The sequence below is a fragment of the Bradyrhizobium sp. genome, assembly GCF_030646015.1.
Classification (GTDB): Bacteria; Pseudomonadota; Alphaproteobacteria; order Rhizobiales; family Xanthobacteraceae; genus Bradyrhizobium.
The window spans coordinates 22,666-42,653 of sequence record NZ_JAUSLT010000021.1 but is presented as its reverse complement, the minus strand read 5'-3'; the positions used below and the strand labels follow the sequence as shown (position 1 = coordinate 42,653).

The 19,988-nt window shown below is 64.5% G+C and carries 16 protein-coding genes and 1 pseudogene; 8 read left to right on the top strand and 9 right to left on the bottom strand.

The annotated features are described in order from the left end of the window. The first annotated feature begins 73 nt into the window (after positions 1–73). The 3 genes from Q7T45_RS02790 to Q7T45_RS02780 all read left to right on the top strand — a co-directional run bounded on the left by Q7T45_RS02790 (position 74) and on the right by Q7T45_RS02780 (position 2,868). Complete coding sequence (locus Q7T45_RS02790) at positions 74–1,549, top strand: DHA2 family efflux MFS transporter permease subunit (RefSeq protein WP_304867325.1); 1,476 nt, start codon at positions 74–76, stop codon at positions 1,547–1,549. Positions 1,550–1,576: 27 nt separating this feature from the next. Then, the gene (locus Q7T45_RS02785; protein WP_304867430.1) at positions 1,577–2,551 is read left to right on the top strand and encodes a tripartite tricarboxylate transporter substrate binding protein; all 975 of its coding nucleotides are present in this window, start codon (positions 1,577–1,579) and stop codon (positions 2,549–2,551) included. Between the two features lie 83 nt (positions 2,552–2,634). After that, positions 2,635–2,868 carry a hypothetical protein gene (locus Q7T45_RS02780; protein WP_304867321.1) on the top strand — a complete coding sequence of 78 codons (234 nt, stop codon included), beginning with the start codon at positions 2,635–2,637 and terminating at the stop codon, positions 2,866–2,868. Positions 2,869–2,878: 10 nt separating this feature from the next. Here the strand turns inward: Q7T45_RS02780 and Q7T45_RS02775 are convergent, their stop codons facing one another. Together Q7T45_RS02775 and Q7T45_RS02770 are read right to left on the bottom strand one after the other, a co-directional pair. Then, positions 2,879–3,598: an RlmE family RNA methyltransferase gene (locus Q7T45_RS02775; RefSeq protein ID WP_304867318.1), complete on the bottom strand. Its 720-nt coding sequence runs from the start codon at positions 3,596–3,598 to the stop codon at positions 2,879–2,881. A 34-nt stretch (positions 3,599–3,632) separates the two neighbouring features. Beyond that, the gene (locus Q7T45_RS02770; protein ID WP_304867314.1) at positions 3,633–4,736 is read right to left on the bottom strand and encodes a Ppx/GppA phosphatase family protein; all 1,104 of its coding nucleotides are present in this window, start codon (positions 4,734–4,736) and stop codon (positions 3,633–3,635) included. Positions 4,737–4,932: 196 nt separating this feature from the next. On the opposite strand from Q7T45_RS02770, the gene Q7T45_RS02765 reads away from it, so the two are divergent. Beyond that, positions 4,933–7,305 (top strand): xanthine dehydrogenase family protein molybdopterin-binding subunit, encoded by a 2,373-nt coding sequence (locus tag Q7T45_RS02765; RefSeq protein WP_304867311.1) that lies wholly within the window; start codon positions 4,933–4,935, stop codon positions 7,303–7,305. Then, complete coding sequence (locus Q7T45_RS02760) at positions 7,302–8,705, top strand: FAD-binding oxidoreductase (protein WP_304867307.1); 1,404 nt, start codon at positions 7,302–7,304, stop codon at positions 8,703–8,705. Before Q7T45_RS02765 ends, Q7T45_RS02760 begins: the two co-directional genes overlap by 4 nt. 211 nt (positions 8,706–8,916) lie before the next feature. Here Q7T45_RS02760 and Q7T45_RS02755 read toward each other — a convergent pair whose 3' ends face one another. After that, on the bottom strand, positions 8,917–9,525 hold the full coding sequence (locus Q7T45_RS02755) for a 2-hydroxychromene-2-carboxylate isomerase (protein ID WP_304867303.1): 609 nt from the start codon (positions 9,523–9,525) through the stop codon (positions 8,917–8,919). Then, complete coding sequence (locus Q7T45_RS02750) at positions 9,522–10,316, bottom strand: hypothetical protein (protein ID WP_304867300.1); 795 nt, start codon at positions 10,314–10,316, stop codon at positions 9,522–9,524. Before Q7T45_RS02750 ends, Q7T45_RS02755 begins: the two co-directional genes overlap by 4 nt. A gap of 164 nt (positions 10,317–10,480) precedes the next feature. On the opposite strand from Q7T45_RS02750, the gene Q7T45_RS02745 reads away from it, so the two are divergent. The 3 genes from Q7T45_RS02745 (at position 10,481) to Q7T45_RS02735 (ending at position 14,037) form a co-directional block, all read left to right on the top strand. Continuing rightward, entirely contained in the window at positions 10,481–10,978 is a 498-nt protein-coding gene (locus Q7T45_RS02745) for a YaiI/YqxD family protein (RefSeq protein ID WP_304867298.1), read from the top strand. Positions 10,979–10,989: 11 nt separating this feature from the next. Further along, complete coding sequence (locus tag Q7T45_RS02740) at positions 10,990–12,798, top strand: ABC-F family ATP-binding cassette domain-containing protein (RefSeq protein WP_304867295.1); 1,809 nt, start codon at positions 10,990–10,992, stop codon at positions 12,796–12,798. A 159-nt stretch (positions 12,799–12,957) separates the two neighbouring features. Next, entirely contained in the window at positions 12,958–14,037 is a 1,080-nt protein-coding gene (locus tag Q7T45_RS02735; protein WP_304867292.1) for a D-TA family PLP-dependent enzyme, read from the top strand. Between the two features lie 104 nt (positions 14,038–14,141). On the opposite strand, the gene Q7T45_RS02730 is transcribed toward Q7T45_RS02735, so the two are convergent. From Q7T45_RS02730 to mmsB, 5 genes and pseudogenes are all read right to left on the bottom strand, one after another. Beyond that, on the bottom strand, positions 14,142–15,380 hold the full coding sequence (locus Q7T45_RS02730) for a TIGR03862 family flavoprotein (protein ID WP_304867289.1): 1,239 nt from the start codon (positions 15,378–15,380) through the stop codon (positions 14,142–14,144). Between the two features lie 184 nt (positions 15,381–15,564). Beyond that, positions 15,565–16,482, bottom strand: a complete 918-nt coding sequence (locus tag Q7T45_RS02725; protein WP_304867285.1) for an SDR family NAD(P)-dependent oxidoreductase — start codon at positions 16,480–16,482, stop codon at positions 15,565–15,567. A gap of 199 nt (positions 16,483–16,681) precedes the next feature. Further along, positions 16,682–17,161: a MaoC family dehydratase gene (locus tag Q7T45_RS02720; protein ID WP_304867282.1), complete on the bottom strand. Its 480-nt coding sequence runs from the start codon at positions 17,159–17,161 to the stop codon at positions 16,682–16,684. A gap of 3 nt (positions 17,162–17,164) precedes the next feature. Next, on the bottom strand, positions 17,165–18,901 hold the full coding sequence (locus Q7T45_RS02715) for an AMP-binding protein (RefSeq protein WP_304867279.1): 1,737 nt from the start codon (positions 18,899–18,901) through the stop codon (positions 17,165–17,167). 166 nt (positions 18,902–19,067) lie between these two features. Continuing rightward, a pseudogene (mmsB, locus tag Q7T45_RS02710) lies at positions 19,068–19,973 on the bottom strand (3-hydroxyisobutyrate dehydrogenase); the annotation flags it as partial. Between the last annotated feature and the right edge of the window lie 15 nt (positions 19,974–19,988).

Below are 19,988 nucleotides of genomic sequence, written 5' to 3'. Positions count from 1 at the left end.
CTTCCGCAATGGCCCCTCGCTTGCCGCGATGTTACAGCCGGTCGGCCTCCCCTTCTCCACCCCCCCGATCCCCATGACCAAAGAACGCCTGATCCCGCTTATCGTGGCCACCGCCCTGTTCATGGAGAACATGGATTCGACGGTCATTGCGACGTCGCTGCCGGCGATCGCGGCGGATATCGGCACCAGCCCGCTGACGCTAAAGCTCGCCATCACGTCCTATCTCTTGTCGCTCGCCGTGTTCATTCCGGCCAGCGGCTGGACCGCCGACCGTTTCGGTGCGCGCATGGTGTTTTCGACCGCGATCGCCGTGTTCATGGTGGGATCGATCGGCTGCGCGCTGTCGACTTCCGTCACCCACTTCGTCATCGCGCGCATCCTGCAGGGCATCGGCGGCGCGATGATGACCCCCGTGGGGCGGCTGGTGCTGCTGCGCTCGATCGACAAGAGCCAGCTGGTGAATGCGATGGCCTGGGTCACGGTACCGGCGCTGATCGGCCCGGTAATCGGCCCGCCGCTCGGCGGCTTCATCACGACGTATTTTTCCTGGCACTGGATCTTCCTGATCAACATTCCGATCGGCCTGCTCGGCATCTTCATGGCGCAGCGCTACATCGATCCGATCCGCAGCGAGACCCCCGAGCGGTTTGACCTCTATGGGCTCGTGCTGGCGGGGATAGGCCTCGGCGGCATCGCATTCGGTCTGTCGGTCGCCGGGCTCAACCTGCTGCCGTGGACGGTGATCGTGGCCCTGGTCGGGATCGGCACGGTTTCAATGACGCTCTACGTCATCCACGCAAGGCGAACCCAATCGCCGGTGCTGGACTTTTCGCTGATGCGGCTGCCGACATTGCGCGCCAGCATCCTCGGCGGCTTCCTGTTTCGCCTCGGCATCGGCGCGCTGCCGTTCCTGCTGCCGCTGTTGATGCAGGTCGGCTTCGGCCTGTCGCCGTTCCGCTCGGGACTGGTGACGTTTGCCTCCGCGGTCGGCGCCATGGGCATGAAGACGCTGGCGGCGCGCATCATCCGCACCTTCGGTTTTCGCAACATCATGGTGATCAATGCGGTCGTGAGCTCGATTTTTCTCGCCGCCTGCGCGCTGTTCACGGTGACGACGCCGCTGCTCCTGATCATGATCATCCTCGTGGTCGGCGGCTTCTTCCGCTCGCTGCAGTTCACCGCCATCAACACCGTGGCCTATGCCGAGGTCGAGCCGGCGCAGATGAGCCGGGCCACTACGCTGGTCAGCGTCAACCAGCAACTGGCGATTTCCGCCGGCGTCGCGATCGGCGCGTTCACGGTGGAATCCACCATGCTGATGCGCCATGTCACCGAACTGAGCGCGGTCGATTTCGCCCCGGCCTTTATCGTGGTCGCCATCATCTCGGCGATTTCGGCTTACTTCTTCTGGCAAATGCCCGATGATGCCGGCCATGAGATCTCCGGCCGCAGCGCGGTCGAGATTTCCAGCCGCAAGGGTGCCGCGAAGGCCGCCGCCAAGGCGGCCAGCGAGACCACGGAAGACGCCAGGGATCAGCGGCTGGGTTGAATCGAAGTCAGGGAGATTACCGTGCAGATGTCAAAAGCGATCATTGCCGCCGCGTTCGCGCTCGCCGCCGTCACGGCGACGGCTGCCGCACAGGAGTGGCCCGCCAGGAACATCACCCTGGTCGTGCCGTTCGCGGCCGGCGGCGGCATCGACGCCAATGCTCGGCTGCAGGCGGTGGCGCTTGGCGAGGTGCTGGGGCAAACCATCATCGTGGAGAATGTTGGCGCTGCGGCCGGGACGGTCGGCAGCGCCCGTGTCGCCAAGGCGGCGCCTGACGGATACACGCTGCTGATCGGCAACACCGGCACGCACGCCTACAGCCAGTCGCTCTACAAGAAGCCGCCGTATGACGCCGCGAAGGATTTCGAGCCGGTCGGGCTGGTTTCGGAATCGCCGCGGATTCTGATCGTGCGCAAGGACCTGCCGGTGAACAATCTGCAGGAATTCATCGCCTACGCGAAGGCCAACCAGAGCAAGATGCAGTATGGCTCGGCAGGCGTGGGTTCTGGTACGCATCTGCCATGCGCGCTGCTCAACATGGCGATCGGCATCGACGTCACCCACATCCCATTTCGCGGCGCGGGTCCGGCGATGCAGGACCTGATCGGAGGCCGCATCGACTATATGTGCGACACCATTCAAACCGGGGCGGCGCAGGTCAAGGGCGGCACCGTCAAGGGCATCGCGGTGATGTCGCCGAAGCGCGTGCCGATCGTTGCGGACCTTCCGACCACAGGCGAACAGGGCTTGCCGGGCGTCGAGGCCACGGTCTGGAACGGCTTCTTCTTTCCGAAGGGAACGCCTGAGCCGATCGTGCGCAAGATGAACAAGGCGCTGGCGGACATGGTGGCGCGGCCCGATCTGCGCGAGAAGATGGAGGCTATCGGGCTTGCCGTCGTGCCGCCGGAGCAGCGCACGCCGGAATATCTGGCAAAATTTCTGCCGGAAGAAATCGAGCGCTGGGGAAAGGTGATCAGGGCCGCCTCCATCAACATGGATTGATTTGAGGAGAGTTTTAACAAACTTTCCGACACGCCCTTAAGCCCTGCCGACCAGATTGCTGTCGCGGCGCCCAGGGAGATTTCATGATCGACGACAAAGTCAGAATCAAATGCAGCAAATGCTCGCAGGTGTTCCGCGAGCGCGCGCAAAAACTCCGCGACGGGTTTCAGACCAACTGCCAGCACTGTAATCGGCTGATTACTTTCGATTCCGGTTCGGAAGACAAAAACATCCGGCGGGCCCTGCTGAACGCGAGGGACGTTCGGATGGCGCTGGAAACCCGACTGAGGGAAAGCCTGGCGCAAGCCCAAGCTTAGGGCCGGCGGTCTATCCGGCCGATTCGGCGTCGCTGTCCGAGGGCGGCTTGGCCTGCACGCCGCGAAATCCCAGCGCCAGCACGTAGCGCTCCGAGGAATCCTTGCGGCTCGAGGCCGGCTTGACGTGCTTGACGGTGGTAAAATCGCGCTTGAGCTGCGTCATCAGGGTCGCATCGGCGCCACTCTGAAACACCTTGGCGACAAAGGCTCCGCCGGGCTTGAGCACGTCGGCGGCAAAAGCGGCGGCGCTTTCGACCAGGCCGATGATGCGCAGCTGGTCGGTCTTGCGGTGGCCCGTGGTGTTGGCGGCCATGTCGGACAGCACCACGTCGGCTTTGCCGCCCATCATGGCCAGCAGCTTGTCGGGCGCGTCGTCCTTGAGAAAATCCAGCTGCGCGAAGCTGACGCCGGGAATTTCCGGCATCTCCAGCAGGTCGATCGCGATCACCTTGCCCTTGCCGTCAGCGGCGCCGACGCGCTTGGCCGCGATCTGGCTCCAGCCGCCCGGCGCGGCGCCGAGGTCGACCACCGTGATCCCCTGTTTGAGAAAATGGTACTTGTCGTCGATCTCGATCAGCTTGTAGGCCGCGCGCGAGCGCAGACCGTCCCGCTTGGCCTGCGCCACATAGGGATCGTTGAGCTGGCGCTCCAGCCAGAGTTTTGAGGACAGTTTCAGCCTGCCCGCGCTCTTGACGGTAACCCGCAGCCGTCCGGTGGTGTCTTTTGCCATAATCGAGGCTCTAGCACATCGAGAGCCGGCGCGCCTATCGGCATCCACTCAATGCGCCGTCCGCGCGCATCATTTCGACCAGCATGCCCTCGCGCAGGCCGCGATCGGCGACCCGCAGCCGCGGCAGCGGGAACGCGCTGCGGATGGCATCGAGGATGGCGCAGCCCGCCAGCACCAGGTCGGCACGCTCGACGCTGATGCAGTTGTTGCTGGCGCGTTCCTGATAGGTCATGCACAGCAGGCGCGCGATGGTGGCGGTGAGATCGGCATCGCTCATCCAGACGCCATCGATCCGGCGGCGATCGTATCGCGGCAGGTCGAGATGGACCCCGGCCAGGGTCGTCACCGTGCCGGAGGTGCCGAGCAGGTGCATGCCGCCGAGGTCGGCGCCATGTTCGGCCGCGAACGGCGCGATGTGCTGGGCGACCGCCGCGACCATGTCCGCGTAGGATTGCGCCGTGACGTCCTTGCCGCCGAACCCCTCGGCCAGCGACACCACGCCGAGCGGGATCGACATCCATGCCTTGATGCGCGGGGGCGCATTTTCCTGTTCCGGATTGCGCTCGATCCGGACCAGTTCCGTCGAGCCGCCGCCGATGTCGAACAGGATGGCGCCCCTCCCGTACGGATCAAGCAGCGGTGAACAACCGGTCACCGCCAGGGCTGCTTCGGTCTCGCGATTGATCACTTCAAGCCGGATGCCGGTCTCGGCCGCCACCCGGTCCATGAAACCGTCGGCATTCGACGCCGCGCGGCAGGCTTCGGTAGCGATCAGCCGCAGCCGTTTGGCCTTCTTCGACTGGATCTTGTCGCGGCAAATGCTCAAGGCCGCGATGGCGCGCTCGATCGCGGCGTCGCTGATGCAGCCGGTCGCCGAGATCCCCTCCCCGAGCCGGATGATGCGCGAGAACGAGTCGACCACGCGAAAGCTGTCGCCGGTCGGACAGGCGATCAGCAGGCGGCAATTGTTGGTGCCAAGGTCCAGCGCGGCATAGACGCCGGTCGCCGCCGCCGGCGAGTGGCCGGCGCCGGGTGCGCCGCCGCGGCGCGACTCCTGCCGCTCGCCGCTATGCGGCGGGCCTTGGCCGTCGTCTCCGCGCGGCCCAGGGCCCTCGCGAAGCCGCGTGTCTTCGTTCATTCAAAATGTCTTTCCGCGGCCCCCTTGGGGCCGACGTGGAATTTCCGTTCACGGAAACTTTAGCAGCGCCGGACATCCGCGCAACAGCCGTTCACATGCCACCATGTCCAATCAGGCGTTGTCGTTCCGATATCGGTGCGTTATCTCAGGGAAATCGCGAAAATCGCACAAAAGTATGCATTTCAGGTATTTTTCAATGCAAGATCACACGTCCCCCACCTCTCTGGAAAACGCTATCGCACTGCAAAAATACGGTGTCGGGCAGCCGGTCCGCCGCAAGGAAGACGACACGCTGGTACGCGGCAAGGGCAAGTACACCGACGATTTCAGCCTGCCCGGCCAGGCCTATGCCTGGATCGTGCGCTCCAGCCACGCCCACGGCATCATCCGCGCCATCGACACCAGGGCCGCCAAGGCGATGCCGGGCGTGCTCGGCGTGTGGACCGGAACCGATCTTGCCGCTGCCGGCTACGGCCCCTTCACCTGCGGCCTGCCGCTGAAGAGCCGTGACGGAACCCCGCTCCTGCAGACCAACCGCACCGCGCTGATGACCGACAAGGTGCGCTATGTCGGCGATCCCGTCGCCTTCGTGGTGGCCGTGACACTAGCGCAGGCGCGAGAGGCCGGCGAAGCCATCGAACTCGATATCGAACCGCTTCCTTCCGTCACCAACGCCGCCGAAGCCGGCAAGCCCGGCGCGCCGCAGCTCTACGATCATATCCCCAACAACGTCGCGCTCGACTACCACTATGGCGACGCCGCCAGGATCGAGGCGGCCTTCGCCGCTGCTGCGCATGTGACAAAACTCGACATCGTCAATACGCGGGTCGCCGTGGTGTCGATGGAGCCGCGCGTGGCGCTGGCGGCCTACGACAGAACCAGCGAGCGTTACACACTGCAGGTTCCGACCCAGGGCGTGTCGGGCAACAAGGTGACGCTGGCGAAGATCCTCAACGTGCCGAACGACAAGGTCCGCATCCTCACCGCCAATGTCGGCGGCTCGTTCGGAATGAAGAACGTCAACTACCCCGAATATATCTGCATCCTGCACGCGGCGAAGATACTCGGCCGCCCGGTCAAATGGACCGATGAGCGCTCCACCAGCTTTCTCTCCGACAGCCAGGGCCGCGCGCAGCTGATGCATGCCGAACTGGCGCTCGATGCCGACGGCAAGTTCCTCGCGGTTCGCCTGCAGGGCTACGGCAATCTCGGCGCCTACATCACCGGCGTGGCGCCGGGCCCGCTGTCGCTCAACACCGGCAAGAACCTCGCCAGCGTCTACCGCACGCCATTGCTCGGCGTCGACATCAAGACGGTGCTGACCAACACCACGCTGATGGGCGCCTATCGCGGCGCCGGACGCCCCGAGGCCAATTACTACATGGAGCGCCTGATCGATCGCGCCGCAAGCGAGATGGGCATCAACCCGCTGACCTTGCGCAAGCGCAACTTCATCAAGCCGGCGCAGATGCCGTTCGCCGCCGCCTCCGGCGTCACCTATGACAGCGGCGATTTCCAGGGCGTATTCAACAAAGCGCTGGAGATTTCCGACCACGCCAACTTTGCCAGGCGCAGGAAAGAGAGCCGCAAGTCCGGCAAGCTGCGCGGCATCGCGGTCGGCTCGTATCTGGAAGTCACGGCGCCGCCGAGCGGCGAACTCGGCAAGATCACGTTCGAGCCCGACGGCTCGGTGAAACTCACCACCGGCACGCTGGATTACGGCCAGGGCCACGCCACCCCGTTCGCCCAGGTGCTGTCGGCGCAACTCGGCGTGCCCTTCGACAAGATCACGCTCGAACAGAACGACAGCGATCTCGTGCGCTTCGGTAACGGCACCGGCGGCTCGCGCTCGATCACCGCGACCGGCCAGGCGATAGTCGAAGCCGCCGCGCTGGTGGTGGCAAAAGGCAAGCAGGCGGCGGCGCATCTGCTGGAAGCCGCCGAAGGCGACATCGAATTCGGAGGCGGCCGCTTCACCATCGCCGGCACCGACCGCTCGATCGGCATCATGGAGCTGGCGCAGCGGCTGCGCGAAGGCAAGGTGCCGGAAGGCGTGCCTGAAACCCTCGACGTCGATCACGCCACCAAGGACACGCCGTCGACCTTCCCCAATGGCTGTCATGTCGCGGAAGTCGAAATCGATCCCGATACCGGCGTACTTCGGATCGTGCGCTACACCGGGATCAGCGACTTCGGCACCATCGTCAACCCGATGATCGTCGAGGGCCAGCTGCATGGCGGCGTGGCGCAGGGCATCGGCCAGGCGCTGATGGAGGAAGTCTGCTACGACGACAACGGCCAGCCGATCACGGGATCGTTCATGGATTACGCGCTGCCGCGCGCGGGAGACATTCCGCCGATGGTGGTCGGCGATCATCCCTCGCCGGCGAAATCCAACCCGCTCGGCACCAAGGGCTGCGGCGAAGCCGGCTGCGCCGGCGCGCTTGTCGTGATCGTCAATGCGGCGCTCGATGCGCTCTCGGAGCATGGCATCACGCAGATCGACATGCCGCTGACGCCGGAACGGGTGTGGCGCGCAATCCAGGACGCGAAGCAGAAGGTGGCGTGAGGTTGTCGCTCGTGCAGCCAGCCATCATCGACGATCTTCGCGCCGCGTTCGATACAACGACCGTGCTGACCGGCAGCGACATCGGCGCCCGTTATCATACCGACATGGCCGGCGTTGCGGTGGCGCCGCCGCTCGCGGTGGTGCGGCCGCGCACCACGGAAGAGGTCTCGCAATTCCTGAAACTCTGTCATCAGGCGCGCGTGCCGGTCACGACGCAGGGCGGCATGACGGGATTGGTGCGCGCCACGATGCCGGCATCAGGCGAAATCGTGCTGTCGACCGAGCGCATGAACGCGATCGAGGAAGTCGATACCGGCGGCGGGGTCGTCATTACCCAGACCGGGGTGCCGCTGCAGCGCCTGCAGGAACGCGTCGAGCAGGACGGCTTCATGTTTCCGCTCGATTTGGGCGCGCGGGGCAGCTGCACCATCGGCGGGAACATCTCCACCAATGCCGGCGGCAACCGGGTGATCCGTTACGGCATGACCCGCGATCTCGTGCTCGGGCTCGAAGCCGTGCTGGCGGACGGCACCATCCTCAAGGGCGTGCGCAAATACATCAAGAACAACACCGGCATCGATCTCAAGCAATTGTTCGTCGGCACGGAAGGGACGCTCGGCGTGGTCACCCGCGCCGCGTTGCGGATTTTCCCGGCGCCGGCGGAGCAGCAAGTCGCGCTGTGCGCGCTGCCGAGCTTCGACATGGTCCGTGCCTTGCTGACGTTGACGCGCGCGCGGCTCGGCGGCGATCTCACCGCGTTCGAGGTGATGTGGAACAATTACTATCGCCTCACCACCGAATTGGTGAAAGGCGTCGCATCACCACTCGCGACCAACTATCCGTTCTACGTTCTGCTTGAATCCTCCGGCAGCGACGCCGAACGCATCCGCGCCGACCTCGAAAAGCTCCTCGAGCAGGCGCTGGGGGACGACATCATCCTCGATGCCACGATCGCGAGCTCCGGGGCAGCGGCCGCGGCGATCTGGCGGATCCGCGACTCCTCGGTCGAACTCGGCCGCGCGCTCGGGCCCGGTGTCGGTTTCGATATCAGCCTTGCCATCGACAGGATGGAGGCCTTCGCGGTCGCCGTCGACAAGGGCATGAAGACGATTCACAGCGATGCCTACGCCATCGTGTTCGGCCATGCCGGGGACGGCAATCTGCACGTCAGCGCAAAGTACCCGCCGCCGGCCGACAAATACGACGAGGTCTCGAAGCTGGTATACGGCATAACAGGCGATTTCGGCGGCTCGATCTCGGCCGAGCACGGCATCGGCATCCTGAAGCGGCCGTACCTGAAACTCAGCCGCACCGCGGAGGAGATCGAGACCATGCGCACGCTGAAGCGCGCACTCGACCCGCATCACATTCTCAATCCCGGACGTATTTTTACGATGTGAAAGCCGGCGTGAGGTCTTCGCTTGAGAGCGTAAGCACGCTGCACATTACACCCACAACTGTCATCGCCCGGCCCTTGACCGGGCGACCCAGTATTCCGAGACGCCTGAGATCGAGCCGTGAAGCCGCGGCGTACTGGGTCCCCCGCTTTCGCGGAGGACGACAACTGAGGATGTTGCGGGCAGCGGGGGCTCTTACGCCGAAGCCGCCCGTCTACCCCAGCTGCTTCAGCGCCCGCTCCAGCAGATCCAGCCGGTCCTGGCCCCAAAAGATCTCGCCGGATGGCAGCACGTAGCTCGGTGCGCCGAACACACCGACCGCGAGCGCGTCCTGGGTGTACTGCTCGTGCAGCGCGTCGAGTTCGGCGTCGGAGGGGCCACCGGCGCGCAAGCTCACGGCGTCGAGACCGGCGCGCCTGGCGGCGGATGCAACGTGACCGGGATCTTCGAGCGTTTCCTCGCGTTCCCACACCGCGCGGCCGAGCTCTGTCGCCAGCCGGTGGGCGTCCTCGCCCTTCAGCTTGGCGGCGATCACCAGTCGCGTCGCTACGGTGTCGTTGCAGGGGAAACCCTTGGGCTCGAGAGTCAGGGGAACGTCCCGCACCTCGCGCCAGCGCTTCAACTCCATCATCCGGTAGGCGCGCCGCTGCGGCGAGCGTTTTGGCAATGGCAGCCCACCGGTCTGCTCGAAGATTGGCCCGAATTTGCAGGGTTTGATGTTGACGGTGACATCGTTACGCTTGGCGATCTCGGCGAATGGCGCGCTGCCGAGATAGGTCCAGGGCGACGTCAGGGTCATGTAGTAATCGACGGTGATGCTCATGCCGCCGCCTGCTCGCGCGGCTGGGTGATCGCAATGTGCTGGCAATGCGCCAGCGGCGTCGTGCCGTTGGCGACCACCAGGGCGTCGAGTTCGACGAAGCGGTGGCCCTTCTTGTCGTAATTGCCGGTAACTTTCGCCCGCGCCGTCAATTCATCGCCGATAGCGGCCGCGGACAGCAGCTGCATCCTGGTGCCGACATGAATCCAGGGGCCCATGATGGCGTTGTCGACCAGCACCTTGTTCATGACCCGCGGCAACAGGCCGGGATGACCGAGACCTTCCCGCTCATAGAGCGTTTCAGTCTCGCGGATATCCGCCAGATATTCTCTTGCCGCGTCGGCGCCCCACGCTCGCGGCACGGCCCCGAGCCATTTGCCGAGGGCATAGGACTCCGCATTCACCGGCTTGCGCTCGGCTACTGCTGCGACCTCGACATAGTCGGACAGGGAAAATGACGGAGCTGCTGCCGGCAGCGATGCCGTGCCGGTGGCGCAAAGCGCTCCACGGCTCCTGACCTCGATCGAAAGCACGCCGTTGCTTTCCTCAGCCGTGACATCGGCCAGTTCGCCGTCATAGACCGGCTTGATGAAGCGCGCCTCAATCAGCCCGCGTTCGAGAAAGTCCCGGCCCCATTTGGCGACCGGCAGATGCATCATGTAGGCCATGACGTCGACGCCCGGCACCAGTCCGCCGTCAAAGCCGTAGCGCTTCGCCACCGTGTCATCGTGCATCTTGTTTTCGGAATGCTTTGACGTGTTGTAGGCCGAGACCCGATACGGCGCGATAGGCATGGCGGTTTCCCCCGTTTTTGGCTGCTTTTCTGCCCCAATCGTACGCGAAGAAAATGCCGTGGCAAGCGCGTTCCGGTCGCCTTTTCCTCGCAATTCCCGCTGCGATGGGCTACCACGCGGCTCCGGGACCGCCCAAAGGGCTCCCGTGCCAAATCCTTAACGTGATGACGCCTGTTTTGAACCCCACGACCCGCATCTATGTCGACGCCGACGCCTGTCCGGTCAAAGACGAAATCTACCGCGTCGCCGCCCGCCATGGCCTGCCCGTCAGCGTGGTCGCCGGCAATTTCATCCGCGTACCGCCTGATCCCATGATCGAGCGTATCGCGGCGGGGTCCGGCATGGACGCCGCCGACGACTGGATTGCGGAACGCGCCGGAAAGGGCGATATCGTCATCACTTCCGATATCCCGCTGGCGAGCCGCTGCGTCAAGGCAGGCGCCGAGGTGATCGCGCCGAACGGCAAGCCGTTCTCGGAGCAATCGATCGGAATGACGCTGGCGGTCCGCAACCTGATGACGGACCTCAGGTCGTCAGGCGAAGTAACCGGCGGTCCGAAGGGCTTCGCACCGCGCGACCGCTCGGCATTCCTGTCGGCGCTCGACCAGACTATTCGGCGCATTCAGCGCCAGCGCGCCGACACGGCGCAAAAACAGAATTGAATTGAGATACCATGGCGCCTCCCCTGATCCAGTTGAAAGACATCAAGCTGACCTTCGGCGGCACGCCGTTGTTGTCCGGCGTCGAATTATCGGTATCGGCGGGCGACCGCGTCTGCCTGATCGGCCGTAACGGCTCCGGCAAATCGACGCTGCTCAAGATCGCGGCCGGTCTGGTCGAGCCCGACAGCGGCAGCCGTTTCGTGCAGCCCGGCGCCACCATCCGCTATCTGCCGCAGGAGCCGGATTTCGACGGCTTTACGACGACGTTGGCCTATGTCGAGGCCGGGCTCGGCCCCGGCGACGATCACTATCAGGCCCGCTACGTGCTGGAGCAACTCGGACTGCACGGCGATGAAGATCCCGCACATGTCTCCGGCGGCGAAGCCCGCCGCGCGGCGCTGGCGCGGGTGCTGGCGCCCTCGCCCGACATTCTGCTCTTGGACGAGCCCACCAACCATCTCGACCTCACCACCATCGAGTGGCTGGAAGGCGAACTCGGCAGCCGCCGCAGCGCGCTGGTGATGATCAGCCATGACCGCCGCTTCCTCTCCAATCTGTCGCGCTCCACCGCCTGGCTCGATCGCGGCCAGATCAAGCAGATCGACCGCGGTTTCAGCGCTTTCGAGGCCTGGCGCGACGAGGTGCTGGCCGAGGAAGAACGCGACCAGCACAAGCTCGACCGCAAGATCGTCAACGAAGAGCACTGGCTGCGCTACGGCGTCTCCGGCCGCCGCAAGCGCAATGTCAAGCGGCTCGGCAACCTGTTCGCGCTGCGCGACCAGCGCCGCGACTACCGTGGGGCAGCGGGTAATGCCAATCTCGCGGCTTCGGAAGCCGACAAGTCGGGCAAGCTGATCATCGAGGCCAAGGGCATCAGCCGGACCTATGGCGAGCGCAAGATCGTCGATGACTTCTCGATCCGGGTGCAGCGCGGCGACCGCATCGGTATCGTCGGACCGAACGGCGCCGGCAAGACCACGCTGATCGAAATGCTGACCGGCGGCAAGCCGCCGGACAGCGGCACCATCCGGTTCGGCGCCAATATCGAGATGGTGACGCTGGACCAGCACCGCGAAAGCCTCGATCCCAAATCGACGCTGGCCGACGCCCTCACCGGCGGCGGCACCGACAATGTGATGGTCGGCGGCAAGCCGAAACACGTCGTCAGCTACATGAAGGATTTTCTGTTCGCGCAGGAACAGATGCGCACACCGCTGGAAGTACTCTCCGGCGGCGAGCGCGGCCGGCTGATGCTGGCCCGGGCTCTCGCAAAACCTTCCAACCTGCTGGTGCTGGACGAACCGACCAACGACCTCGATCTCGAAACCCTCGACGTGCTCGAGGAAATGCTCGGCGACTACGAGGGCACCGTGATCCTGATCAGCCATGACCGCGACTTTCTCGATCGCGTGGTGACCTCAGTGATCGCGCCCGAGGGCGACGGCCGCTGGATCGAATATGCCGGCGGTTACACCGACATGCTGGCGCAGCGCGGCGCCGACCTCAAGCGCGAGGCCGTGAAGGCCGGCGCCGAGGAGAAAAAAGACTCGAAGGGTGGCGCGCCCTCGACCACGGCGAGGCGCAAGCTCAATTTCAAGGACAAGCACGCGCTGGAGACGCTGCCGAAGACGATCGCCGGCCTGCAGGCCGAGATTGCAAAACAGCAGCGTCATCTTGACGATCCCAATCTTTACAAGAAGGATCGCAAGAAGTTCGACCTGTGTTCGGCCGCGCTCTCCGCCGCGCAGAAGGAGCTGGAAGCCGCCGAGGACAGGTGGCTGGAGCTCGAAGTGATGCGCGAAGAGATTGAGCAGGCTTGACGACATTCACCGTCATTGCGAGGAGCCCTTGCGACGAAGCAATCCATTCTTTCTTTCCGCCGCGAGATGGATTGCTTCGCGGAGTTTATCATCGGGCGCGCGCATTTGCGCGACCCGGTGGCTCGCAATGACGAGGATGCAAAATACGGAGTTGCTTCAATGACCACGCCCCTTGCCGCCACGATCGCCCGCGAATATGGCACGCCCTGTGCCGTGATCGACATGGACCGGGTCGAGCGCAACATCGCGCGGATCCAGGCCGCCTGCGATGCCGCCGGGGTCGCCAACCGGCCGCATATCAAGACCCACAAGACCCCTGTCCTGGCGAGGATGCAGATCGCGGCCGGCGCCAGGGGCATCACCTGCCAGAAACTCGGCGAGGCCGAGGTGATGGCGAATGCGGGCATCGACGACATCCTGATCAGTTACAATCTGATCGGCGAGGAGAAGATGGCGCGGCTCGGCGCACTGCAGGCCAAAGCCAGCATGACCGTCGCTGCCGACAATTCGACGGTCATATCAGGCCTGCCGCAGGCGGCCGCGGCCTCCGGCCGGCCGCTCTCGGTGGTGGTCGAATGCGATACCGGACGCAAGCGCGCCGGCGTCGAAACCCCCGCCGAAGCCATTGCATTGGCGCGCGAGATCGCGGCGTCGAAGGGGCTAATCTTCGCCGGTTTCATGCTGTACCCGACCGAGACCGGCTGGGCCGACGCGCAGAAATTCTATGACGAGGCGCTGGCCGGCGTTCGCGCCCATGGTCTGGATGCCGCGATGGTTTCCACCGGCGGCACACCGAACCTGAAGAACGTCGGAAAACTCAAGGGCGCCACCGAGCACCGGCCCGGCACCTATATCTACAACGACCGCATGCAGGTCGCCGCCGGCGTCGCGACCTGGGACGATTGCGCATTGAACATCTATTCCACCGTGGTCAGCCGGGCCGGTCCCGATCGTGGCATCCTGGATGCCGGGTCGAAGACGCTGACGTCGGATACCGGCGGGCTCGAGGGCCACGGCCTCATTCTCGAACATCCCGAAGCCAGGATCGCGCGCTTCGCCGAAGAGCACGGCTTTCTGGATCTCACCCGCAGCAACACCCGCCCCAATGTCGGCGACGTCGTGCGGATCGTCCCCAATCACGTCTGCGTCGTCGTCAACATGATGGACGAGGTGGTGATGGTGCGCGGCGAGGAGATCATCGGCACACTGGCGGTGGCAGCGCGGGGGAAACTGCGGTAGCTCCGATGCCGATTTGTAGGGTGGGCAAAGGCGCTCTTGCGCCGTGCCCACCATCTATCGGCAATCGTGAATGTTGGTGGTGGGCACGCTCCGCTTTGCTCACCCTACGATTGGCGCGAAAGCCACTTCAACGCCCCCCTCCCCGCCGCAGCCCCCGTCGCAAACGACGCCTGCAGCAGATAGCCGCCGGTCGGCGCTTCCCAGTCCAGCATTTCGCCCGCCGCGAATACGCCGGGCAAGCGGCGGATCATGAAATCGGTGTCGAGTTCGTCGAAGGCAATTCCGCCCGCGGTGGAGATCGCGCGCGCGATTGGCGCGACACCATTCAATTGAACCGGCACGGCGTTGATCAATCCGGCTAGCTTTTCGGGAGATAGCGACGACAACGACGCGCCGGATTTCGCCGCCGCCTCCTGCAACAACCCGATGCCGACCGGCGACAGATGCGCCGCCTTGCGCAGCCAGTTCGAGAATGATTGCTTGCCTTTCGGCGCGGACAGTCGGGCCACCAGATCCTTTATGACGAGATCGGGCCGCAGCGCGATGTGCAGGGTAGCCTGCCCCGAATCCAGAATGGCCTCACGCAAATCAGCCGACAGTGCATAGATCGCGCCGCCCTCGATGCCGGTTCGCGTGATGATGGCCTCACCGCGCACGGTGTGGGAGCCGAACGACAGCGCAATACCCTTGAGCGGCTGGCCCTCGAAGCGATCGCGGAAGATGTCGGACCAGGTCACCTTGAAACCGCAATTGGCCGGTCGCAGCGGCGAGATCATCACGCCTTTCGCGCCAAGCGTTCCCGTCCATCCACCATCAGAGCCGAGCCTCGGCCAACTGGCACCACCGAGCGCCAGCACCGTGGCGCGTGCTTCGGTGACGCGTTGTCCGTCCGGTGTTTCAAACAGCAAGCGGCCCTGCTCATCCCAGCCGGTCCAGCGGTGGCGCAGTTTCAGTTGCACGCCCATCGAATCCAGCCGCCGCAGCCATGCGCGCAGCAGCGGTGAGGCCTTGAACGCTTCGGGAAACACCCGGCCGCTGGAGCCGACGAAGGTCGGCTGGCCAAGTTGCTCGCTCCATTGCCGCAGGCGATCCGGTGGAAATGCCTCGATAGCGGCTGCGAGCTTCGGCATCGCCTCGCGGTACCGCGCGAGAAACGCGGGCAGCGGCTCGCTGTGCGTCAGGTTGAGCCCGCCCCGCCCCGCCATCAGGAATTTTCGACCCGCCGACGGCATCGCGTCGTAAACAGTGACGCTGGCGCCGCCCTGCGCCAGCACCTCGGCCGCCATCAGGCCGGCGGGACCGGCGCCGATGACGGCGACCTGATTCTTTGAAACTGCAGACATGTAGGGAGTGTAGGCGTTATCCGCTGACCAAAACACTGCCGTCATGCCCGGGCTTGACCCGGGCATCCACGCCTGACCTTCCGAGCAGTGCCAAAGACGTGGATGGCCGGGTCAAGCCCGGCCATGACGAGAGTGTTTCGTGATTCCGGGATGATGCGCAATCACCAGCCCCGGAGTGACGGGATCAGAGCTTGATCCCGGCCCTTGCCGCGGCCTGACCGACATATTTCTGGGTCTGCTCGAACGCGCCCTGCAACGCCTTCGCCTTGCCCATGTCGCTGATCTCGGCGAAATGCGCAGCGACCGCGTCGGGGGTCCAGTCTGCTTGCGCCAGGTTGATGCCCTCGGTTTCCATGACCTTGATCACCGCGAAGGAGCCTGCGCCCGCGCCCATGATGGTGCGGGTCGGCGCGTCCTCGCTGAGCAGGAATTCGACCGCCGGCGTGATCGCCTCGGGGCGCATCAGCCCGAGCGCCTGCGGCGGCAGCAATTCCTCGGTCATCCTTGTCGCCGCGGTCGGCGAGATGGTGTTGACGCGGATGTTGTTCTTGCGGCCCTCCTCGGCCAGCACATTCATCAAGCCGACCATGCCGGCTTTGGCGGCGCCGTAATTGGCCTGGCCGAAATTGCCGTACAGGCCCGACGACGAGGTGGTGATGACGATGCGGCCGTAATTGCGCTCGCGCATGCCGTCCCACACGGCCTTGCAGCAATAGAAGGTGCCGGTGAGATGCACGTCGATCACCTTGGCAAAATCGGCAATCTCCATCTTGGAAAACGACTTGTCCCGCAGGATGCCGGCATTGGCGCAGAGCAGATCGACGCTGCCCCATTCACTGGTGGCGCGGGCGACCATCGCCTTGACCTGCTCGTAGTTCGAGACGTCAGCGCCGTCGGCCATCGCGGTGCCGCCCGCCTTGCGGATTTCCTCGACCACGGTTTCGGCCGGGGTCAGCGAGCCGCCGGTGCCGTCGCGGGCGCCGCCGAAATCATTGACCACGACCTTGGCGCCGCGGCTCGCCAGTCCCAGCGCATGCGCCCGTCCCAGACCATTGCCTGCGCCGGTCACGATGGCGACGCGTCCGTCAAACCTGATTGTCATGTGTAGCAATCCCGAATTCAGAGTTCATTCTTCCCTTCTCCCCTTGTGGGAGAAGGTGGCGCGAAGCGCCGGATGAGGGGTTTCTCTCCTCACGCACGGTGCACGCTGGGGCAAGCCCTCACCCGTCGCGATGCTTCGCATCGCGCCACCCTCTCCCACAAGGGGAGAGGGTAAGCAACCCCGGCAATGCGGCCAATCCCTAAGCGAAATAGATCAACCCGATCCAGTCGGCTACCAGCGCGGGCTTTGTCTCACCCTCGATCTCGACCGTCACGTTGGTGCGCGACAGCAGTTCCGTCGGCTTGCGCAATGTCGCTTCGGTCAGCGTGAAGCGGCCGCGGACTCGCGAGCCGGCGCGCACCGGCGACAGGAAGCGCAATTTATCAAAACCGTAATTCACTCCCATGGTGGTGCCCTCGATCACAGGCATCACCTCGTAGGACATGATGGACATCAGCGACATCGTCAGGAAGCCGTGCGCTACCGTATTGCCGAACGCGGTTTCACGTTTGGCGCGCTCGGGATCGACATGGATGAACTGGTGATCCTCGATCACGTCGGCGTAGACGTTGATCCTGTTCTGATCGACCAGATGCCATGACGACACCCCGACTTCATGGCCGACCAACTTCATGTAGGCATCCAGCGGGATCGGCGGTTTCTTCCAGACTTCATTCATTCGTCAGTTCTCCGCCGATCCAGCCGGCATTACCTTCTTCAACTCTGGAAAATCCTCTTCGCGGAATTCGACGCCACGCAGCGAATCTTCGCGATCATTGTCATGCTCCAGCCGGCGCAGTTGCACGCGGCGGATCTTGCCGGAAATCGTCTTCGGCAGCTCGGTCACGAGTTCGATCCGCCGGATCCGCTTGAATGGCGCCAGCCGGGTGTGCAGATGCCGGAAGATCGACAGCGCGGTTTCCGCCGATCGTTCCTTGCCCGCCACCAGCATCACATAGGCCTTCGGGATCGCCAGCCGGATCGGATCGGGGCTGGGAACCACGGCGGCTTCCGCCACCGATTCATGCTCCAGCAGGATGCTTTCGAGTTCGAACGGACTGATCCGGTAATCCGATGATTTGAACACGTCGTCGGAGCGGCCGACGAAGGTGAGATAGCCCTCGTCGTCGGCGAACACCACGTCACCGCTGCGATAGAGATCGCCGTCGGCGCCGGAGAGTTTGCCGTCGTCGCCCTGGTAGCCCTGCATCAGGCCGGCGGGCCGTTCGTCCCCGAGCATCAAGGTCACCTCGCCCTCTTTGGTGACTTGGCCGTCGATATCGGTGATCTGCACGCGGTAGCCCGGCAGCGGGCGGCCCATCGATCCGACTTTTACCTTCTGCCCCGGCGAATTCCCCGCCAGCGCCGTGGTTTCGGTCTGGCCGTAGCCGTCGCGAATGGTCAGGCCCCAGGCCATGCGCACCTGATCGATCACTTCGGGATTGAGCGGCTCGCCGGCGCCGCAGACTTCACGCAGCGATACCTTGAAGGTGGCGAGCTTCTCCTGAATGAACAACCGCCACACCGTCGGTGGCGCGCACAGCGTGGTGACGCCGCAGCGGCCGATGGTCGCGAGCAAGCCCTTGGCGTCGAAGCGCGGCTGGTTGACCACGAACACCGTGGCGCCGGCATTCCACGGCGCGAAGAAGCAGCTCCAGGCGTGCTTGGCCCAGCCCGGCGAGGAGATGTTCAGATGCACGTCGCCGGGCTGCAGCCCGAGCCAGTACATGGTCGAGAGGCCGCCGACGGGATAGCTGCGCTGGCTGTGCCGCACCAGTTTCGGTTTTGCGGTCGTGCCCGAGGTGAAATACAGCAGCATCGGATCGTCCGCCTCGGTCGGTCCATCCGGCGTGAAACCTTCCGGAAAATCCGCGGCTTGCTCATAAGGCCGCCAACCCTCGTGCTTCGACGACGCGCCTACCACGATGCGAATGAGTTTGTCGCCGCCCAGCCCCGCAAACTTCGCGACCTGGTCCTGCGTCGCCACCACGATTTTGGCGCGGCCGCGATCGAGCCGGTCGCGCAGTTCGTCCGGCGTCAGCAGTGTGGTCGCGGGGATCACCACCACGCCGAGCTTCATCGCCGCCAGCATGGTCTCCCACAGTGGAATGACATTGCCCAGCAGCAGCAGCAGGTGATCGCCACGCTTCAAGCCCTGCGCGCGCAGGAAGTTTGCCACCTGGTTGGAGCGGCGCGACAACGCCTCGAACGAGAGTTTGGTCTCGCGGTTGCTGCCGGCGTCGACGATCCACAGCGCCGGACGGTCCTTGCTGTCGGCATTATCAGCCAGTTCGGCGTCGAACCAGTCCAGCGCCCAGTTGAACGGCACCGGATCCGGCCAGCGGAAATCCGCGACCGCCTTGTCGTAGTCCGTCCTGTGCTCGAGCAGGAAAGCGCGCGCGTCCTGGAATGTTGTCATGTTAGGCCCTACGGTCTCACCACATCCCCAACCGTCATCCTGAGGTGCGAGCCTCTTTGGCGAGCCTCGAAGGATGGCCGCACGCACCGAACCAGGTCATCCTTCGAGGCTCGCTCTGCGGTGCAAGTGCACCGCAAAGCTAGCACCTCAGGATGACGCACGGTCATCACTTGCCCGCCAGCCCGCGTACGTGCTGGATGATTCCGGAAAAATCCACCCCGCCGTGGCCCGCGGCATCAAATGCCTTGTAGATTTCCTGCGCATGTTTGCCAAGCGGCGTCGCGGCACCGGTGGCGTTGGCCGCGTCCTGCGCCAGCGTGAGATCCTTGACCATCAGCACCGAGGCGAAACCGGGTTTGTAGTCGTTGTTCGCCGGCGAGGTCGGCACCGGGCCCGGCACCGGGCAATAGGAGGTCAGCGCCCAGCATTGTCCCGACGAGGTCGAGGCAACGTCGAACAGCGCCTGATGCGACAATCCCAGTTTTTCGGCGAGCGCAAATGCCTCGCCGACCGCGATCATGGAAATGCCCAAAATCATGTTGTTGCAGATCTTCGCCGCCTGCCCGGCGCCGGCGCCGCCGCAATGAACGATCTTCTTGCCCATGTTTTCGAGCACCGGCTTGGCCGCCGCAAAAGCCTTGTCCTCGCCGCCGCACATGAAGGTCAGTGTCGCGCCCCTGGCGCCGCCGGTGCCGCCGGACACCGGCGCATCGACCGAGCCGACACCATTCTTGGCCGCCAGCGCATGGGCCTGTTTGGCGCTCTCGACGTCGATGGTCGAGCAATCGACGATCAGCGCGCCTTTTGTCATGGCCGGAACGACCTCGGACCACACCGACATCACATGCTTGCCCGCGGGCAACATGGTGATCACGACATCGGCGCCTTTCACCGCGGCCACCGAGCTGTCGGCGATCCCTGCCCCGTCGGCCTTGGCTTGCGCGCGTGACGCTTCCACCAGATCGAACGCGACCACCTTGTGGCCGGCCTTGACCAGATTGGCCGCCATCGGCCCGCCCATATTGCCGAGACCGATGAATGCAATGTTTGCCATCTGAAATTCCCTCCGCTTGAGCCGTTGCTGTTC